Annotated in this window: 14 protein-coding genes and 2 tRNA genes; 15 read left to right on the top strand and 1 reads right to left on the bottom strand. The window is 35.7% G+C overall.

Features of this window, described 5'->3' with window-relative positions:
• The first annotated feature begins 62 nt into the window (after positions 1-62).
• The 8 genes from OPR17_RS03840 (at position 63) to OPR17_RS03805 (ending at position 8,284) form a co-directional block, all read left to right on the top strand.
• Positions 63-150, top strand: a tRNA-Leu gene (locus tag OPR17_RS03840).
• Between the two features lie 29 nt (positions 151-179).
• Complete coding sequence (locus OPR17_RS03835) at positions 180-1,277, top strand: GTP cyclohydrolase II (protein ID WP_265021216.1); 1,098 nt, start codon at positions 180-182, stop codon at positions 1,275-1,277.
• A gap of 58 nt (positions 1,278-1,335) precedes the next feature.
• Positions 1,336-2,016 carry a VirB8 family type IV secretion system protein gene (locus OPR17_RS03830; protein ID WP_265021215.1) on the top strand — a complete coding sequence of 227 codons (681 nt, stop codon included), beginning with the start codon at positions 1,336-1,338 and terminating at the stop codon, positions 2,014-2,016.
• Entirely contained in the window at positions 2,003-2,803 is an 801-nt protein-coding gene (virB9, locus tag OPR17_RS03825) for a P-type conjugative transfer protein VirB9 (protein ID WP_265021214.1), read from the top strand. Before OPR17_RS03830 ends, virB9 begins: the two co-directional genes overlap by 14 nt.
• Before the next feature lie 16 nt (positions 2,804-2,819).
• Positions 2,820-4,286, top strand: coding sequence for a TraB/TrbI/VirB10 family type IV secretion system protein (locus OPR17_RS03820; protein ID WP_265021213.1), 1,467 nt, complete (start codon positions 2,820-2,822; stop codon positions 4,284-4,286).
• Between the two features lies 1 nt (position 4,287).
• Complete coding sequence (gene virB11 / locus OPR17_RS03815; protein ID WP_265021212.1) at positions 4,288-5,280, top strand: P-type DNA transfer ATPase VirB11; 993 nt, start codon at positions 4,288-4,290, stop codon at positions 5,278-5,280.
• 30 nt (positions 5,281-5,310) lie between these two features.
• Entirely contained in the window at positions 5,311-7,308 is a 1,998-nt protein-coding gene (locus OPR17_RS03810; protein WP_265021211.1) for a type IV secretory system conjugative DNA transfer family protein, read from the top strand.
• A 121-nt stretch (positions 7,309-7,429) separates the two neighbouring features.
• Entirely contained in the window at positions 7,430-8,284 is an 855-nt protein-coding gene (locus OPR17_RS03805) for a P44/Msp2 family outer membrane protein (protein WP_265021210.1), read from the top strand.
• A gap of 156 nt (positions 8,285-8,440) precedes the next feature.
• On the opposite strand, the gene prmC is transcribed toward OPR17_RS03805, so the two are convergent.
• Positions 8,441-9,280, bottom strand: coding sequence for a peptide chain release factor N(5)-glutamine methyltransferase (gene prmC, locus OPR17_RS03800; RefSeq protein ID WP_077188468.1), 840 nt, complete (start codon positions 9,278-9,280; stop codon positions 8,441-8,443).
• Positions 9,281-10,164: 884 nt separating this feature from the next.
• On the opposite strand from prmC, the gene rpsL reads away from it, so the two are divergent.
• The 7 genes from rpsL (at position 10,165) to nusG (ending at position 15,437) form a co-directional block, all read left to right on the top strand.
• On the top strand, positions 10,165-10,539 hold the full coding sequence (rpsL, locus tag OPR17_RS03795) for a 30S ribosomal protein S12 (RefSeq protein ID WP_265021209.1): 375 nt from the start codon (positions 10,165-10,167) through the stop codon (positions 10,537-10,539).
• Between the two features lie 5 nt (positions 10,540-10,544).
• On the top strand, positions 10,545-11,024 hold the full coding sequence (rpsG, locus tag OPR17_RS03790) for a 30S ribosomal protein S7 (protein WP_007549313.1): 480 nt from the start codon (positions 10,545-10,547) through the stop codon (positions 11,022-11,024).
• A gap of 21 nt (positions 11,025-11,045) precedes the next feature.
• Positions 11,046-13,121: an elongation factor G gene (fusA, locus tag OPR17_RS03785; RefSeq protein ID WP_265021208.1), complete on the top strand. Its 2,076-nt coding sequence runs from the start codon at positions 11,046-11,048 to the stop codon at positions 13,119-13,121.
• 11 nt (positions 13,122-13,132) lie between these two features.
• Complete coding sequence (gene tuf, locus OPR17_RS03780) at positions 13,133-14,305, top strand: elongation factor Tu (RefSeq protein ID WP_265021207.1); 1,173 nt, start codon at positions 13,133-13,135, stop codon at positions 14,303-14,305.
• Between the two features lie 13 nt (positions 14,306-14,318).
• Positions 14,319-14,391: transfer RNA gene (locus OPR17_RS03775), tRNA-Trp, on the top strand.
• A 19-nt stretch (positions 14,392-14,410) separates the two neighbouring features.
• On the top strand, positions 14,411-14,611 hold the full coding sequence (secE, locus tag OPR17_RS03770; protein ID WP_022626186.1) for a preprotein translocase subunit SecE: 201 nt from the start codon (positions 14,411-14,413) through the stop codon (positions 14,609-14,611).
• Entirely contained in the window at positions 14,601-15,437 is an 837-nt protein-coding gene (nusG, locus tag OPR17_RS03765; RefSeq protein ID WP_070356705.1) for a transcription termination/antitermination protein NusG, read from the top strand. The genes secE and nusG overlap by 11 nt, the downstream gene beginning before the upstream one ends.
• The last annotated feature ends 1 nt before the right edge of the window (position 15,438 follow it).

Raw genomic sequence — 15,438 nt, 5'->3', positions numbered from 1 at the left:
AGATGAAAAGTTCTAAAATGATTAAGTAATTTAAAATAATTATATAAAAACTAGAATATAGTGCGGCCGTGGTGGAATTGGTAGACACGCAGCGTTGAGGTCGCTGTGGCTCATAAAGCCTTGGAAGTTCAAGTCTTCTCGGCCGCACCAGTTTTTATCACTGTTTAATATGGGTAAAAATGTTTATAGGAAATCAGAGTAGCAATAAGGTAGAAAGAGCTATCAGCGAAATCAGGCGCGGTCGGCCAATTGTAATATATGATGAAAGTAATTACCTATTGTTTGCTGCTGTTGAGGCTTTAGAAAGAGATTTATTTAATCAATACAAGCTTATATCAAGCAATGTATATGTTACTTTAACTTCAAGTAAGGTAAAATACATATCTCAGAATAAAGAACATAACAGCAAACGTCTGTTGGTGAATAATTTTGATGAACTGCTCCATTTAATAAACTGTTCAAAGGAAGATTGCATAAAAGAGTTGCAATGCTCAAAGACAATAGATGAATGTGCTATTGCCTTGCTTAAGTTCTCAGAATTATTGCCATACGCGTTAGTGGCTGATATGACTTTTGAGAATAATCATGAAATGCGAAATTGGTGCGAGAAAAATGACGTTATTGCACTGGACACGTCATTCATAAATAATTTTCAAGAAAATCAGGATGTATATGAAGTGTGCAAAACATCATTATTTTTAAAACAGACTCAAGAAGTAAATATCATATCTTATAGAACCGAAAGTGGTGGAAGAGAACATCATGCAATTATCATTGGCAATCCAGATAAAGATGGCGAACCATTAGTAAGAATTCATTCTTCGTGTTATACGGGTGACTTGTTAGATAGCTTGTCATGCGATTGCAGAAGTCAGTTACATCAAGCAATTCAAATGATAGCTGACTCTGGAAGTGGTATTATATTGTATTTGATGCAAGATGGAAGAGGTATTGGTTTAACTAATAAGTTAAGAGCGTACAGTATGCAAAGAGGACATAATCTTGATACTGTTGATGCAAATAGAATATTGGGTTTTGAAGATGATGAAAGGAGTTTTGTTGTTGCAGCTAAAATGCTTAAGAAATTGAACATTAACAAAATCCAATTACTTACAAACAATGATAGGAAATTGTCAGAATTGGAAAGTAGTGGTATAGAGGTTACAAAGTGTCTACCACTTATTGTGGAACGTAATAAATATAACGATTCATATATGGAGACAAAATTTGGTAAATTAGGCCATAGATTAAGAGTTTTTTTAGCTTTTTTGCTGTAACTACTTTGTTAATTTGCTATGTTTTTTAACATAAGTTAAGATTTTGAGGAATACTAAAATGCTAAGATTTTTTAAACGAGAAAAAAATACTGAATCCTTAGATAAGGATATAAATTGGAATTCAAACCGCTACAGCACAGTTATTGCTCAAAGGAATATTCTACTTTTATTTGCATTAATATTATTAGCAACGATCTCTATCAGCATATTGGTCATATTTAAAATTAGCACAAGTAGCACTATTGAGCCATTTGTTATAGAAATTGACAAGAAATCAGGAATAGTGCAATTGGTTGATCCTGTCACAGTAAAAGAGTATTCTGCAGATGAAGCGCTAAACGATTATTTTATTTCAGAGTATATAAAAGCAAGGGAGGTTTTTGATCCATATCATTATAATTATAACTATTATACAAAGGTGAGGTTGTTTTCCTTACCTAATGTGTATAATGAATTTAGAAATTATATAGGATCGCAGAATATGGATGATCTTTTTAATTTATATTCAGATACCAAAAGTGAATTTAAAATTCGCTCAATTCAAAAATTGGGTAACGATGCTCTTCAGGTGAGATTTTTTGTGGAATTTACACGAAAAGATGGAAGTTCCACAAGAAAAAACAAGATAGTTATTATGTCATATAGGTATGCATCGCTTGAAATGGATGATCAGCAAAGATATATTAACCCATTAGGATTTCAAGTTATTTCATATAGAGTAGATGATGAATATGTATAGGATATTATTAGTTTTAGCTTTACTTGTCAGTGGCAATTTAAACGCATCCATTAATTATAATGAGCCTATTTCTGTAGATAGTAGAATAAAGACTTTTGTGTATAGCCCTAATGAAGTATTTACGGTGGTTTTTAGTCAGGGTTACTATTCTTATATTGAATTTGCGGAAGGAGAAAAAGTTAAAAATATCGCTGTTGGTGATGCATCAAGTTGGAAAATTAATCCTTATGACAATAAATTGCTTATCATGCCATTTGAAGTTAGTAGTTGCACTAACATGATTATTACGACAACTAAAAAAAGAAATTACATTTTTGATTTAATCTCAAGGCCAAACTACGATAAATACCCGGATACTGATGCTAAGAAAGTGGATCACGATTATTCTGCTGAAAAGGATATATCTTACGTAGTACGTTTTTATTATCCTCAAGAAGAAGGTGAATTTGATGTTGATTTAGATGAGGTTTCTTTACCTACTCAAATGCAATATACTACAGACAAGCTAGAAAAAATAATACAAGAAAATGATACGAAGTACAATTATACATATATTGATGAAGGTGGTAATGCGGGTATAGTTCCGATTGAGTTATTTGATGATGGTTATTTAACCTATTTAAAATTTAGAGATAATAATAAAATACCTCAGATTTTTGTAGAAGGGGAGGATAAACCTTGTAAAAGGCTGTTATTTGATGATTATGTTATAATAAAAGGAGTACATAAAAAGCTATTTATGCGTTATGAAGATGGTGAAGTTGAAATTATAAATAGGTCACTTTAGCTGTGGTACATGCAATATGAATAAAGAAAGGCGTAACAATTCAGAAGATGAGTCGGAAATAGAGAACAAGGTAGTAACAGTTGGCTCTAATCAAGGTCATAGGGCATTGATGGTCATTATTTTAGTACTTCTGGTTGGTGGAGTGTATTATCTCTATTTTAGTCCTTCTCATAAAGAGGGTTCAGAAGTTATTAAAAAAGAGGAAACAAAGCAAAACGTTCAAGAATTGAAAGGAAAGTTGGAACAAGTTCCAGATAATGTGATGGTTCCTGAAAGAATAATAACCGATTCCTTACCACCCTTACCTCCTCTTCCTACACCACAAATCGTACCAGAAATAAAACAAATTAAAAAAGAAGAAGAGAAACCAAAAGAAACTTCTGTGTCAAATATACCTATTTTGCCAAAGCAAAATTTTCCTTCTAGTAATGTTATGGGCAATTTACCCACCTCGTTTCCTACAATAGGGGGTGTAGTTTATCCTAGAGACAGACGTAGTGCACAAATGTTAACAATTTCAAGTGGTGGTGGAGAGAATAAGGCTGCTGATGCTATTTTATCCGACACTTCAGCACAATCGAGCAAAGCTACCAGAGTAGGAAAGTTTGGTTTAATGGTTACTCAAGGTAAAATTATTGATGCTGTTCTTGAAACTGCAATAAACTCTGATCTGCAAGGAATGCTGCGTGCTATGGTGAGTAGAGATGTTTATGCAGAAACTGGTGATACAGTTTTAATACCTAAAGGCTCAAGATTGATAGGCAGTTATTCATTTGACTCGAATGTTGCTAAATCTCGTGTAAATATAAACTGGAATAGAGTGATTCTGCCACATGGAATAGATATTGCAATCTCATCACTTGGTACTGACGAGCTTGGTAGAGCAGGGATAGCAGGAATAGTTGATAACAAAATAGTAAGTGCGTTATTCTCTTCAGTGGCACTTGCTGGTGTTTCGATTGGTTCAGCTGTTATAGGGCAAAAGGCTTCTAATCTTGTTGACACGCTAACTCCTATGGATGCGGTGAGATCCATCACTGCAACTGAAATAGATATCTCTCCCCTTAAGGATATTATTGGTAAGAAGAGCATGTCTGAGGAAGATGAAAAGAATGCAAAGAATGATAAGTGGAAACTTGGGTTTGGAGCTATTAGAAAAATTAAGAATGCGTCTAATGAAAAGAGCTTAGTTGAGATATTTAAGCGAGTAGTAGGAGACCTAAGCTTGGTCTCAATTGATAGTAGTAAGGTTGATGAAATAACTTTGGAAGATATAAAGGAATTATTGCGGAGACAAGGGAGCAAATCTGTTCATGATGAAGCAATCGGGAAATCAATCCAGGATTTTTCTAAAGACATGCGAGATATAGTGGGCAGATATACAGATAAAAAACCAACTATTTATGTCGATCAAGGCACTGCATTGAAAGTATTTGTTAACCAAGATATAGTATTTCCTCCACAGGCAATATTAAATCAATGAAATGAACTATGCTGCACTTGATACATATTTGGAGCCATTACAAGGCATATTTCAAGAAGAAGGCGTAAATGAAATATCAATAAATAAGCCAAAGGAAGTATGGATTGAAAATCGCGGTGAAATAAGGTGTGAAAAATTAGAAGTATTCGATCTTAACCATTTGAAATCTCTTGGCAGACTGATTGCTCAAGCTACAGAACAAAAACTTAGCGAAGAAGCGCCGTTACTTTCGGCAACATTACCAAATGGTTATCGTATACAGATAGTATTTCCGCCAGCATGTGAACCTGATAAAGTAGTCATGTCGATTCGTAAGCCTTCTAGCATGAAGTTAGCACTCGATGATTACGAAAAAATGGGGGCTTTTTCTGAAACTGTTACAGAAGCAACTGATAATCCAGTTGACCGTCATTTGGATTTATTGTTAAGGCAAAAAAAAATAAAAGAGTTTTTAGAATACGCTGTAATAAGTAAGAAAAATATTATAATTAGTGGTGGAACTTCGACTGGTAAGACTACTTTTACTAATGCTACTTTGCGTGCTATTCCAGCTGAGGAAAGAATTATTACTGTTGAGGATGCAAGGGAAATCGTTTTGAACGATCATCCCAATAAAGTCCATCTAATTGCCTCTAAAGGAGGGCAGGGCAGAGCAAAAGTAACCACTCAAGATTTGATAGAAGCGTGCTTACGTTTAAGGCCAGACAGAATAATAGTTGGTGAGCTCCGTGGAGCGGAAGCTTTTAGTTTTCTCAGGGCGATAAATACTGGTCACCCTGGATCAATATCAACCCTTCATGCGGATAGTCCAACAATGGTCCTTGAGCAAGTAAAATTGATGATTATGCAGGCAAATCTTGGCATTCCTCCAGACCAAATTATACCATACATTAGAAATGTGATTGATATTGTTATTCAGCTAAAAAGAACCGGGGGGGGCAAAAGAAGCATTTCTGAGATATTATTTACTAGATCTGCGAGCGAAAATGCTTAAATTTATACATAAGTTAAGGAAGAGTAGTTTATGAGTAATGGAAATCACCTACGTAATATTCTCATAGGAGGTGTAGTAGCTTTTAGCATACTTGAGTTTTGCTTCTATCTATCTGGTATACTGTTCTTTCTATTAGTTGACGGTCCGGATGCTGTGGATTTTAAGGCAATTAATCCTAGTTTGACGCCTTTTCCTCAAGCTCTTTGGCCAACAATCTTTGATCATATACAATATTGTTGGCATCATCCAGAGTTATATAGCCTTGAGCTCAAAATCACATTAATTATATCTTCTGCACTGCCTATCATTGTTTTAATGATTATTTTGTGGAATTTAAGAGAAAGGATAATTGAGTGGCGACCATTTAAAAAGAAAGAATCACTTCATGGAGACTCGCAGTGGGCATCAGAGAAAGACATACGAAAAGCAGGATTAAGAAGCAAAAAGGGATTATTGCTTGGTAAAGATAAAAGAGGATGCTTTATTGCTGATGGGTTTCAGCATGCATTGTTATTTGCACCTACAGGTTCTGGTAAGGGTGTTGGCTTCGTAATTCCTAATTTATTATTTTGGACTGACTCGGTAATTGTACACGACATAAAATTAGAAAACTATGAAATAACAAGTGGTTGGCGAGAACGACAAGGACAAAAAGTATACGTATGGAATCCAGCGCAGCCAGATGGAATAAGTCACTGTTACAATCCATTACAATGGATTAGTAAAAAACCTGGGCAGATGGTTGACGATGTGCAGAAAATAGCTAACCTAATCATGCCTGAACAAGACTTTTGGCAAAATGAAGCAAGAAGCTTATTTGTTGGAGTGGTATTATACTTACTTGCTGCACCAGAGAAAGTTAAATCTTTTGGTGAAGTTGTGCGTACGATGCGTAGTGATGACGTAGTTTATAATCTTGCTGTTGCTCTTGATACAATGGGTAAAATAATACACCCTGTAGCATATATGAATATTGCAGCTTTTTTACAAAAAGCTGATAAAGAAAGATCGGGTGTTGTATCAACTATGAACTCATCGCTTGAATTGTGGGCAAACCCATTGATTGATACTGCAACTGCGTCAAGTGATTTTAATATTTTAGATTTTAAAAAGAAGAAAACTACAGTTTATGTTGGTTTAACTCCTGACAACTTGACTAGGCTCAGGCCTTTAATGCAGGTTTTTTACCAACAGGCAACTGAGTTTTTATGTAGAAAATTGCCATCGGATGACGAGCCTTATGGCGTATTGTTTTTAATGGATGAGTTTCCTACACTTGGAAAAATGGAGCAATTTCAAACAGGTATTGCATATTTTCGTGGTTATCGAGTTAGGTTATTCTTAATTGTTCAAGATACTGAGCAGCTCAAAGGAATATACGAAGAAGCAGGGATGAACTCCTTTTTGTCAAACTCGACTTACAGAATAACTTTTGCAGCCAATAATATTGAAACAGCTAATTTAATATCGCAACTTATAGGAAATAAAACTGTACAACAAGAATCGTTGAATAAGCCTAAATTTTTAGATTTAAATCCTGCTTCAAGGTCGTTGCATATCTCTGAAACACAGAGGGCATTGCTATTGCCTCAAGAAGTTATTATGTTGCCACGCGACGATCAGATAATTTTAATAGAGTCAACTTACCCAATTAAATCAAAGAAAATTTTGTACTATAGTGATAGCACCTTCACAAAAAGACTGCTCAAGCAAACTCGTGTGCCTACACAAGAACCATATGATCCAAACAAAGTTCTTTCTGCCACTGCGAGCAAAGATAAGGTTAATAACGAGGGGAATAATGCTCTTGAGGGACCTAATTCAGTTGATTATCCTGCTGAAACTAAAACCGAAGATGCAGTGTATGATGAATCAGATGAATTTGCAGACGAAGATATTGATGATGAAGATATTGACGATAAGTTTGAAGAAGATGATGATGGGTTTGATGACAAAAAAGAGGAGGATGAATTTGATGACGAAGAAGAGGAGGATGAATTTGAAGATGAGGATATTGACGAGAAGTAAGGTTAACTTTGCCTATTTTTAGCTCAGGAAAGTGCAAGTTATGCAAATCATTAGGTTTTTCATATTAAGCCATTTTTAATTAATTAGTATTAGATTAGCTATTTTAAGTAGGGGAGTAGTAATGATTAATAAAAAAACATTAGCGGTTACAGCGCTTGCTTTGCTGTTGTCGCAACAATCTTTTGCAAGTGAAACAGAAGGGTTTTACTTTGGTGGTGGGTATTATGGTCAATTTTTTAATAGTACGGGTGAACTAAAAACAAGCACTACAGGTATCAAAAATTTGTCTATAAATGACAGGAGTGTTCAGAATACAGAAGGTCAATTACTAAGTAAGTATAAAGGAGATTACAATCCACCTTTTGCTGCAAATGTAGCACTTGGTTACACAGGAGAATTGGGTAACAACAGCTATAGGGCTGAATTAGAAGGAATGTATTCTTCTGTAAAAGTGGATAATATTGGTTTAGCAAGTAGTCAAATAACTGTTTCATACCTAAAGGACATTGGTAAGGATGCTGGTAAAAAAACTTATATCTATAGTGCTACAGTTAATCATGACCAAATTGAAAACATGTCTCTAATGGCAAATGTTTATCATCATTGGAAGAGTGAACGTTTCTCTTTTTCTCCTTATGTTGGGGTTGGAGTCGGTGCAACAAGAATGACAATGTTTGAAAAATCGTCAATAAGACCCGCAGGTCAATTAAAAGCTGGCCTTGATTATCACATAAACGAAGATGTAAATATGCATATCGGATATAGAGGTTTTGGTGTTATTGGTGATGGTCTTAAACTTACAACGGATGCGCTTGGAGAAATTATAGATGATCCTAATAACAGGGGTAAAAAGAAGCTTGATGATCAGAGTAAACCAGCAAATGCAGCAAAAGAAGATATAAATATAGGTAATACATTGTTTTACACACACGGTATAGAGGCTGGCCTTACTTTCCACTTTGCCAGCAAAGCTTAAACATGTTGCCCTTTTAAAAAATGCATAAAACCGTTCCTGTCATCCTATGCCTTGACCATAGTAAATATAGATCCAAGTAGTCACGCTACTTGGATGACTAGCTAGAGGGTACTGGGATGACATAGGATAATATGGGATGAAGGAAGAAAACATTAGCTATGTTTTTTGCATAACAATGCACCTCTTCATTCCTGCCAAATCATGTACATATTCCTGAAAAGCTAATTTGTATGAGGGTATTATTTTGTCAATATCATTTTGATCTTCACCTATCTCCAATATTGCAAACCCATTTTTTTTAAGGCACTTTTTCAATATTGGAAAAATACTCAAGTAACAGTTTAAACCATCAATTCCACCATCAAGAGCAATTCTTGGCTCTTTTTGCACTTCGGCTTGTAAGTCTTTTAATTTGCTTCTTTTAATATATGGAGGATTGCTAATTATCAGATCAAATGAACCTCTGCACTCTGTCCATGAGCTTGGAAATATTTTGGCTCTGCTGAGAAGATCATGTTTCTTTGTGTTCTGATAGGCAACTTTGTATGCTTCCAAGCTTTTTTCAAAACCGATACCAACGGCATATTCATACTCACTAAGTACGGATATCAATAAACAACCTGTGCCTGTACCAAAATCTGCAATTTTTAGTCTCTGCTTTTTATTTGGGTAATATTTTAACACTGTTGAGATTAGTGTTTCACTATCTGGTCTTGGATCCAAAACATGCTGGTTAACTATAAAATTTTTACTCCAGAATTCACGATTACCTATTATTTGCGATATTGGATATCTTTCCGCTCTTTTTTTTGTTAATTTCCAAAATAAAAGTTCTTTCTCCATCGGCACTTGATCAGCATGGTTCATAATTATGAATGATCTTTCCACTCCAAGTACGTGCTGCATGATGATTTCACAATCTAAATGTGGTGATTCAACTTTATGTGACGATAATAACTCCGATCCTTCTTGAATTAAAGTGCTGATTGTTTTCATTATTCTAAAAATATGTTCCTTTCAGCCAAGAATAGCAAGATGAGCTTCCAGTTTAGGGTAGCTGCACTAAATCCCGGTGTCAAGCACGCAGCTGTACGAACATTGCAATTTGCAGATCCAAGTAGCTTGACTACTTGGATCCAGCTAAGTTGGTGAGCATAAAAGTATAGCTTCTACGTCATGCCGCCGCGGCGCTAACAAGAGATCCCGCTAACAAGCAGCGGGATGACGATTGTCGTTTAGCTATAAATGTTTAAGAAATTTACCAAATAAAAAAAAGGCAAAAGAAGCCCCATGGTTGGCTAATTACTTACGTTATACTTTCAAGTATGGCGTTTTTTTATTCTAAACGCTTAATAACCGCGATTTAGCTGCTTTTTAATGCAACTAACCTTTAGTCATAAATGTTTAAGAAATTTACTAAACAGAAAAAAGGCAAAAGAAACCCTAGGGTAGCTAATTATTCACTATCCATTTTTTAAGTTGGCGTTTTTTAATGTTTTAAATGCTTTATAAGCGTATTTCAGCTTGTGTAGGTAAAAACCTAGAAATTTGATAAAGACATAAGGTACACATAGTGCAAAAAATTAAACATGAGACGCCAGATACGTTGAGTTTTTTTGTCATTTAATCTGTACAGAGAAGATAAATAAATAGCTTCAGTTTCATGATAAGAGGGCTGGCAAAGGGTGTCAAGTAAGTTTTTTCGTTTCTACTGAATGATAGTTGTGTCTTGGGAGGTAGTGCAAGAAGTCTACTGATGGCTTTCAAGGCAGTTGAGTTTAATTATTAGAGTAGTAATGTTTATTTTTATATTGACTATTGAGGTTTATTATTTTATAACTAAAAACTTAGTTATTTTAATGAGCTTGAGTTTATAACATATGCCTACGATAAATCAATTAATACGTAAGGGTAGATTAGGATTGACCCATAAGAAAAAGGTACCAGCTTTGGGAGAAAACAACCCTCAAAGGAGAGGTGTTTGCACTAAGGTGTATACTACAACTCCTAGAAAGCCTAACTCAGCACTCCGTAAAGTAGCCAGAGTAAAAATTAGTGGGTATGGTGAAGTGATGGCTTATATACCTGGTGAAGGTCATAATTTACAAGAACACTCTGTTGTTTTGATACGTGGTGGGCGGGTTAAAGATTTGCCAGGTGTGCGTTATCACATAATAAGAGGTGCCCTTGATCTGCGTGGTGTGCAAAATCGAAAGAAAGCTCGTTCAAAATATGGTGTAAAGAAATCTGGTTAAAGTTTATGGCTCGTCGGAATAAAGCAAAAAAAAGAGAAATAAGTCCTGATTCCCGTTACGGCAGTGTTTTGCTGATGCGTTTCATTAATACAATCATGAAATGTGGTAAAAAATCTACTGCAGAAAAGATTATCTATGACGCTTTGTCTTTAGCTGAAAAGAAAATAGGCGAAGGTGGGTTATCAATTTTTGAGACAGCAGTAGGAAATGTTACTCCTTCTATAGAAGTGCGTTCTCGACGCATTGGTGGTGCAACTTATCAAGTACCTGTTGAAGTTCGACAAGATAGGGCGGTTTCTTTAGCGTTAAGGTGGATTGCTAAAGCAACTTCTGCTGCTCGAAAAAAGAGTGGAAAAACCACTGTTGATTGTTTGCAATCTGAAATACTGGATGCTTATAATAAACGCGGTGGTGCGTTTAAGATGTGCGAAGAAAAATATAAAATGGCTGAAGCTAATAAGGCATTTTCTCATCTTCGTTTTTAATGTTAGCTAATTAATTGTGATATGGAAATTGGAATATCTAAATACAGAAATATAGGGATAATGGCTCACATAGATGCTGGCAAGACTACCACAACAGAGCGTATTTTATTTTATACTGGTAAGCAAAATAGAATTGGTGAAGTGCACGATGGTGCAGCTTCTATGGATTGGATGGAGCAGGAAAAAGAGCGTGGTATTACAATCACATCTGCTGCAACAACATGTTTTTGGAATGATCATAGGGTCAATATAATAGACACTCCTGGTCACGTTGATTTCACTATTGAAGTTGAGAGATCTTTAAGGGTTTTGGATGGTGCAGTTGCTGTATTTGATGGAGTTGCTGGAGTTGAACCTCAATCTGAGACAGTGTGGCGTCAAGCTGATAAATATAGCGTTCCTCGTATCTGCTTTGTTAATAAGATGGATAGAATAGGGGCAAATTTTTATCGATGTGTTGATATGATAAAGACGAAGCTTGGTGCAGCACCTTTAGTTATTCATTTACCAATAGGGAGTGAGAAAGATTTCAAAGGTATAATTGACCTTATTTCTATGAAAGCCATTATATGGCAAGAAGAAACGTTGGGCGCTAAATTTTCTTATGAAGATATTCCTTCTGATTTGCTTGATAAGGCTCAAGAATATCGAAATCTTTTATTAGATGCTGCAGCTGAGATGGATGATGAAGCGATGAATACTTACTTTGAGTCTAATGATCTGCCAGTGGATTTACTGAAAAAATGCGTGAGAAATGGGACCATTAAAGGAAAATTTGTTCCTGTGTTATGTGGATCAGCTTTTAAAAATAAAGGCGTACAACCACTTTTAGATGGTGTGGTTGACTTTTTACCTTCTCCTATTGATGTTGATGTAATTGTTGGAATTGATCCTAAAGATTCAGAAAAGAAAATTGAGGTCAAACCTTCAGAAAAAGAGAAATTTGTTGCTCTTGCATTTAAAGTGATGACGGATAAATTTGTAGGCAGCTTGACGTTTATCCGTATTTATTCTGGTAAATTAAAGTCTAAATCTACCGTTTCAAATGCGTTAAAAAACGAAACTGAAGGGATTGGCAGAATGTTACTTATGCATGCAAATAACCGAGAAGATATAACTGAGGCTAGGGCTGGAGATATAGTTGCTTTAGTTGGGCTAAAGAAAACAACCACCGGAGATACTTTATGTTCTGTTGATTTTCCTATATTATTGGAGCGTATGGAATTTCCTGAGCCCGTTATTGAAATTGCTGTGGAACCTAAAACCACTTCAGATCAGGAAAAATTAGGTATTGCTCTAAATAGGTTGGTTGCAGAAGATCCTTCTTTGAGAATGTCAGTAAATGCGGAAAGCGGCCAGACTATATTGAAAGGCATGGGTGAGCTCCATCTTGAGATTATTGTTGATAGAATGAAGCGCGAGTTTAACGTTGAGGCTAATGTCGGTGCTCCTCAGGTTGCATATCGTGAAACTATCACTAAATCTGTTGAAATTGATTACACTCATAAAAAACAATCTGGTGGAGCTGGTCAGTTTGCTAAGGTTAAAATAAAATTTGAACCTCTTGAGCCTGGTTCTGGGTTTCAATTTGAAAGTAAAATTGTAGGTGGTGCTATTCCAAAAGAGTATATTCCTGGGGTAGAAAATGGTTTGGAGTTGATAAAAGAAGGTGGTATAATTTCGGGATTTCCGTTGATTGATTTTAAGGCTACCCTTCTTGATGGTGCTTTTCATGAGGTTGATTCTAGTCCTTTAGCTTTTGAACTTGCTGCTAAAGGTGCTTTTAAAGAGATGGCAAATAAAGCTGGTCCAAAAATGCTGGAGCCTATAATGAAAGTTGAAATCATTACTCCTGAAGAATATATGGGTGATGTTATGGGTGATATAAATAGTAGAAGAGGAAATGTTGCTGATATGCTCGATTTAGGTAATAATAGTAAAATAATTACTGCTTCGGTACCTCTTGCAAATATGTTTGGTTATATCAACGTTTTGCGTTCTATGTCTCAGGGAAGGGCGCAGTATAGTATGCATTTTTCTTGTTATGAGCAAGTGCCACAATATGTGGTTGATGAGTTAAAGTTAAAGTATAATTAAGGGTAATAATTATGACAGCAATAGTGGAAGCATTTGGAAAGCCGCATGTAAATGTGGGAACAATAGGACATGTGGATCATGGGAAGACAACGTTAACAGCGGCGATAACAAAGCATTATGGAAATTTTGTAGCGTACGATCAGATAGATAAAGCGCCAGAAGAAAGGAAGAGGGGGATAACGATAGCAACAGCGCATGTTGAGTATCAGACAGAGAAAAGGCATTATGCACACGTTGATTGTCCTGGACACGCTGACTATGTAAAGAACATGATAGTAGGTGCAGCACAGATGGATGCGGCGATATTGGTAGTGTCAGGGGTTGATGGGCCAATGCCACAAACGAGAGAGCATATATTGCTGGCGAAGCAGGTGGGTGTTGGATATATCGTGGTGTATATAAATAAAGCTGATGTTGCTGATGCTGATATGATAGATTTAGTAGAAATGGAAGTGAGGGAATTGCTGAATAAATACGGATTTCCAGGGGATGAAGTGCCTGTGGTAGTTGGTTCAGCACTCAAGGCGCTGGAGGATGACAGCAGCGAATATGGAAAGAAATCAATAGATAAATTGATGGAAAAGTTAGATGAATATGTGGCGGTTCCACCAAGGCCTGTGGATTTACCATTTTTATTGCCAATTGAAGATGTGTTTTCGATATCGGGGCGAGGAACGGTGGTAACAGGAAGGATAGAGAAGGGAGAGATAAAGACGGGAGAAGAGATAGAGATAATAGGTCTGAAGGGAACGCAAAAGACGATATGCACAGGTGTAGAAATGTTTAAGAAATTGCTGGATAAGGGGAGTGCAGGACTCAATGTAGGAATATTGTTAAGAGGAACAAAAAGAGAAGAAGTAGAGAGAGGGCAAGTATTGGCAAAACCGGGGACGATAACGCCGCATAGAAAGTTTAAGGCGGAGGTTTATATATTAAAGAAAGAGGAAGGAGGAAGGCATACACCATTTTTTGCGAATTACCAGCCACAGTTTTATTTAAGGACAACGGATGTAACTGGGAGCATAAAATTGCTAGATGGGAAGGAGATGGTAATGCCAGGAGATAATGTGAGTGTAGAAGTAGAATTGCAAGTACCGATAGCAATGGATAAGGGATTGCGTTTTGCGATAAGAGAAGGCGGTAGAACTGTTGGTTCTGGTGTTGTTTCTGAAATTTTGGAGTGAGAGTTTGAGTTATAGGAGTGTAGCTCAATTGGTAGAGCGCTGGTCTCCAAAACCAGAGGTTGTAGGTTCAATTCCTATCGCTCCTGCATTAATGTTGTGGTGGAAATGTTAAAAAGTTTGTGTGGTTTTTTCTGTGATATAAAGCAAGAAATACGAAGAATTGCTTGGGTAAAGAAACAGGAGGTGTTGTCATCTCTATTTGTTGTAATGATTGTTATATTATGCTTTTCGATTTTCTTCTGTTTTGTGGATTTTATGTCTCTTTACGTAATTAAGGCTTTATTTGGAATTATTTATGGAATGTGAATATAAATGGTATATCATTAAAGTTGATTATGGATATGAGCAAAACATACGCGAATTGGTAAGTAATGCTGTTTATTTTAAGGAAGTGTTTATTCCTTATCAAACGGTATGTAATTCAAAGTCTGATATAAAAGAATTATGTGAAGTGTATGTATATATGCATCTGTGTGATGAAAGCAAAAATATTTTGAATCAAACGCCTGGATTCTGCAGTGGCGAATCTGGTGATTTTGAGATGATTTCAGATGATGAGATAAGTTTAAAGTGTAAAGAATTTAATAGATATAAATGGTATATCTTGAGAGTTGCTTCCAATTGTGAAGAGAAAGTGCGCCAACATATATTGGAAAATTCTATGAGATTGGGTGTTAATGATTACTTTAAGGAAGTTTTTATTCCATATGAAGAGCTAAGTGAAGTAGAGTTGAAATCTAAGAAAATTGCTACACGAAGGAAATGCTTTCCTGGTTATGTCTTTTTATACGTGAATTTATGCGATGAAGTATTGAATTTTATCAATAATATACCAAAATCTCTTAAGGTTTATGGATTTTTGAAAAACGGTAATATTCCAAAGGTGATTTTGGATGATGAGATTCACTCAATGTGTAATGCACTTTATAATGCTCAAGAGACAAAGAAGTTAGGTTATGGTTATGAAAAAGGTGAAAAAGTGAAAATTAATGATGGTCTTTTTCAAAATTTTACTGGTAAGGTAAATATGGTAAACGATGAGAAAAAAATTATTAATGTGGAAGTATCGATTTTAGGTAAGCCGACAATAATAGAGCTTGATCTGGCTCAAGTAGAGAAAATAGAGGATTAAT

The organism is Wolbachia endosymbiont (group A) of Icerya purchasi (genome assembly GCF_947251635.1).
Classification (GTDB): Bacteria; Pseudomonadota; Alphaproteobacteria; order Rickettsiales; family Anaplasmataceae; genus Wolbachia; species Wolbachia pipientis.
The sequence above is the reverse complement of the archived record's forward strand: the minus strand, read 5'-3'. Positions and strand labels throughout refer to the sequence as shown.